The 3,484-nt window shown below is 39.3% G+C and carries 4 protein-coding genes; 1 reads left to right on the top strand and 3 read right to left on the bottom strand.

Annotated elements, in window-relative coordinates; all coding sequences use genetic code 11:
- Window positions 1-328: DUF3598 family protein (locus tag V7K69_RS21335; RefSeq protein WP_335037958.1), on the bottom strand; the 328-nt coding region annotated here is incomplete at its 3' end.
- 511 nt (window positions 329-839) lie between these two features.
- Between V7K69_RS21335 and V7K69_RS21330 the strand changes: the two genes are divergently transcribed.
- Entirely contained in the window at window positions 840-2,003 is a 1,164-nt protein-coding gene (locus tag V7K69_RS21330) for a calcium-binding protein (protein ID WP_335037956.1), read from the top strand.
- Window positions 2,004-2,502: 499 nt separating this feature from the next.
- Here the strand turns inward: V7K69_RS21330 and V7K69_RS21325 are convergent, their stop codons facing one another.
- Both V7K69_RS21325 and V7K69_RS21320 read right to left on the bottom strand, forming a co-directional pair.
- Window positions 2,503-2,778, bottom strand: coding sequence for a TetR-like C-terminal domain-containing protein (locus tag V7K69_RS21325; RefSeq protein WP_335037954.1), 276 nt, complete (start codon window positions 2,776-2,778; stop codon window positions 2,503-2,505).
- A gap of 69 nt (window positions 2,779-2,847) precedes the next feature.
- The gene (locus tag V7K69_RS21320) at window positions 2,848-3,183 is read right to left on the bottom strand and encodes a TetR/AcrR family transcriptional regulator (RefSeq protein WP_335037952.1); all 336 of its coding nucleotides are present in this window, start codon (window positions 3,181-3,183) and stop codon (window positions 2,848-2,850) included.
- Between the last annotated feature and the right edge of the window lie 301 nt (window positions 3,184-3,484).

The raw sequence follows: 3,484 nt of genomic DNA, 5'->3' as shown, positions 1-3,484 counted from the left end.
AGTTGGGTTTTAACTTCACTGTTGCCCAAGTAGCATGACCCGAAGCAAAGAAATATCCTCGCATCGTCTCGCGTGATGGGTGAAAAAGTCCATTACCTAAGCTATTTGATAGAAAATTAAGTTCCCAACTCTCCTGCTTATTTTCGCCATTTGCATAACGAGAAGTATTAGTATGTACAATTTTAGTCTTTTCTGGATTGCTTTCAAAACTTCTTAGACTTTGAAATGATTCTTTGACATCACCAACTGGTGTATATCGCGTCCAAATTCCATGCCAATTGAGCAAATGGTTAGTACAATAATTCCAATTTCGTTCTTTTACATCCATAATTTTTGTGTCCAAAGTATATTTAAAATCTCCTTGTTAAAAATAGTATTATGATCTTTACCAATTCACCAATGGTAAAGAAATCCGAGTAAAGACAGCTTGGTGTTGGGAGTGGGAACGAGTGCTGCAATATGCAAGTAGTTGAAGTGCCTTCCCTGAAAGGGTTGCCGTAAGCATAGCTACATAGCTACTCATTCAACTCAACCAGCATACTATCCACACAAGCAACCCCCCATTGCGGAAACTTCGCCAGCAAGCTTCTTGATCACGCACGATCTGCCTGCAAAGCAGGATCATCATTCCAGCATTCCTTCAAGAAATCAAACCCCAGATTCTGCCCCGAATTCGCTGCAACGCATGAGTTTCTGCATACTTCGTGGTCGCTCCAGGAGCAGAAGGTCTGCGGGGAAATCTTAGTTAATTGCTATATTCTGCAACATTTTTTCAAGAACAATACAGCCGATAACAGGTTACTATACAGCAGTTACTTAAAAACAGGTAAAGCAAGATTATGGCAACAATTATAGGTACTGATGGGGACGATATTTTAATCGGAACTGCTGGGGATGACAGAATTATCGCTAGTGCAGGGGATGATACCATTACTGGTGGAGATGGTAAGGATACCATTGATTACAGTGACTTGGAACAACCTGTAACACTCCAACCAGTGGTGATTCAAAAAGGTGTAATTGGAACTGATACGTTTAGAGATTTCTTTGAAACTGTTATTGGTGCTAGAGGACAGACTAATATTATTGATGCGACTACTGACAGTACCAATGTATCAATAATAGCTGATTTATCCAAAGAAAGACTAGAAATTAGAGTTGTCGGTTCACCACCAATAATAGTCAGTGTGAAAAATTTTGTGAATGTAATTGGTACAAATCAAAAAGACACTATTACTGGTGATGCTGTTGATAATGAATTATCTGGTAGCGGCGGCAATGACATTATTAGAGGCAGTGCAGGCAACGACACCTTAAATGGTGGAGATGGTACTGATACGGCTGATTACAGCAAAATAGGTGTAAGCTCTACTATCTTCATTGATGGAACTCTTAAAAAAGGTGGCGGACGGGGTACAGATTTACTTGGCAATTTTGAAAATCTTGTTGTTGATGCTAGCGTTGCAAATAACACTATAGATGCCTCAATTGCTCCTTCAGCACCCTTTTTAGTGGGAGAAGCATCAGTTAACGTTAACCTTGAAAGTCAAAGTTTCGTAATTAATAATGTTCCTAACATAGGCACAGTTGAATTCACATTTATAAACTTTGATAATGTTAAAGGTACAAATCAAAGTGACACCATTGTTGGAGATAGGCAAAATAATATATTATTTGGCAATGGCGGAAACGATACACTTTCTGGTAAGAGCGGGAACGATACACTCGCTGGTGGGTTAGGTGCAGATATTCTCACTGGCGGACTAGGTGCAGATAAATTTGTTTTTACCAACGTATCAGAAGGTGTTGATATTATCAAAGACTTCAAGGCTGTTCAAGGTGACAAAATTCAGATTTCTCAAGCAGGTTTTGGTGCTACTGACCTTAGTGACTTCAGTTATGATCCCCTAAATGGTTCTTTATTCTTCCAAGAGTCTAGATTTGCTATTCTGGAAAATAAGCCTATTGGTTTTCAAACTAATTTAGATATTCAACTGGTTTAAGCTCAGGTATTGTATAAGTTCAACTAAATAGTGGGACTTAGAGGTTGTTTGAAAAGTGGCAGATTGAGCCTTAAATGCAACTTACAGAAGCGAACGTGAATTCCAAAACCCGCATTATCTCGTTCAACTTCTAGGATAGCCAGAGTAGTCAAACATACGTTATATGACTTTTCAAATAACCTCTTAGAGTCTTCCTTGCTCCAATTGCTGTTATGGTGCTACTCGCCAAAACTTTAGATGACAGAAGGTCACAAAGATAATACTTGCTTCGTAATTATTGTAACTCTGCAATACTTGCAGCAGACTTCTTGGTGACTGCTGCTTTCATCTGATTCAGTGAGGGAGGGTTATATTCAAGTGCGATCGCTTAGGGTAAAACTTGCCCAGAAAATGCGATCACTAAACACACAAACTTCAACAGAAATCTTGTGCTACAGTCCGTAAAAGCCCGTACCTGACAAAGAAGCTGATTGACTCTGTTCTACTTGGCATCACCCTGCTACTTAATTAAAAGATGTATTGCACGACGAACATATACTTGCCAAGGCTCAGTCTGAGGTTGAAAAATTTGTGCATAAAGCATAATTCCACTCATCGTATCAAAAACTAAACTAGGATCTAAATCTGCGTGAACTTCATTTCTGACTTTTGCTCGTTCTATTACAACAGCAAAAGCTTGCCGTCGAGGTTGCAGATATTTTGTCCAATAAATTTGAGCAAATTGAGGACTAGTTGAGGCACTACTGATAATCATGGCAACAGTCTGCCGTCCCAAAGGACTAAGAGCCTGTCAAGAAACAACTTTTACAATTTATTATCTAGAAAGCTTACTGAGAAGGCATTTCTAGCTCAAAAGAGGCAAGGTTGTTACATGACAAGCTCTAAGCGTAACTTGCGCGGCATTCTCAATCAGAGCATCAATATCATCCCAAAGTCGACCAGTATCAGGGATAATAACTTCTTCTCTAAAACTTTCTATTGCCGATGCAATCAGTTCTTCTTTACCTTTGTAGCGTCGGTAAATAGTGGGTTTACTAACCCCTGCACGGACTGCAATTGCGTCAATACTTGTACGTTCATATCCTACTTCTGATAGTAGTTCCAAGCTTGCTTGCAGAATGGCTTGATGAGATTGAAGGTTACGAGGTCGTCCTGGCAGATTTTTAACGGGTTTATTCATGCAATTATCATCTCAAATCATCAGTATTTAGACAACTTGCGAACAGTTAAGAGTTGACATTTTCTCATGTTTTACGATACCGTATCGTAAATATAATATCTAATCACTCAAAAGTGAGAAAAAACATGACTGGCTTTTCAAGCGGACGAACACTGCCATTACCCCCTGGTCGCTTCGGTTTGCCTATCATTGGCGAATCCATTAGTTACTGGACTTTGGACTAAAAGGCCAGAGAAAAGCAGTCAACATTAACACTGACTGCCATAAAGTCAATGAAAGTAATCGATAAATCATTGACGTG

The organism is Nostoc sp. (assembly GCF_036917775.1).
Taxonomy (GTDB): domain Bacteria; phylum Cyanobacteriota; class Cyanobacteriia; order Cyanobacteriales; family Nostocaceae; genus Nostoc.
This window is presented reverse-complemented; position numbering and strand designations above follow the sequence as displayed.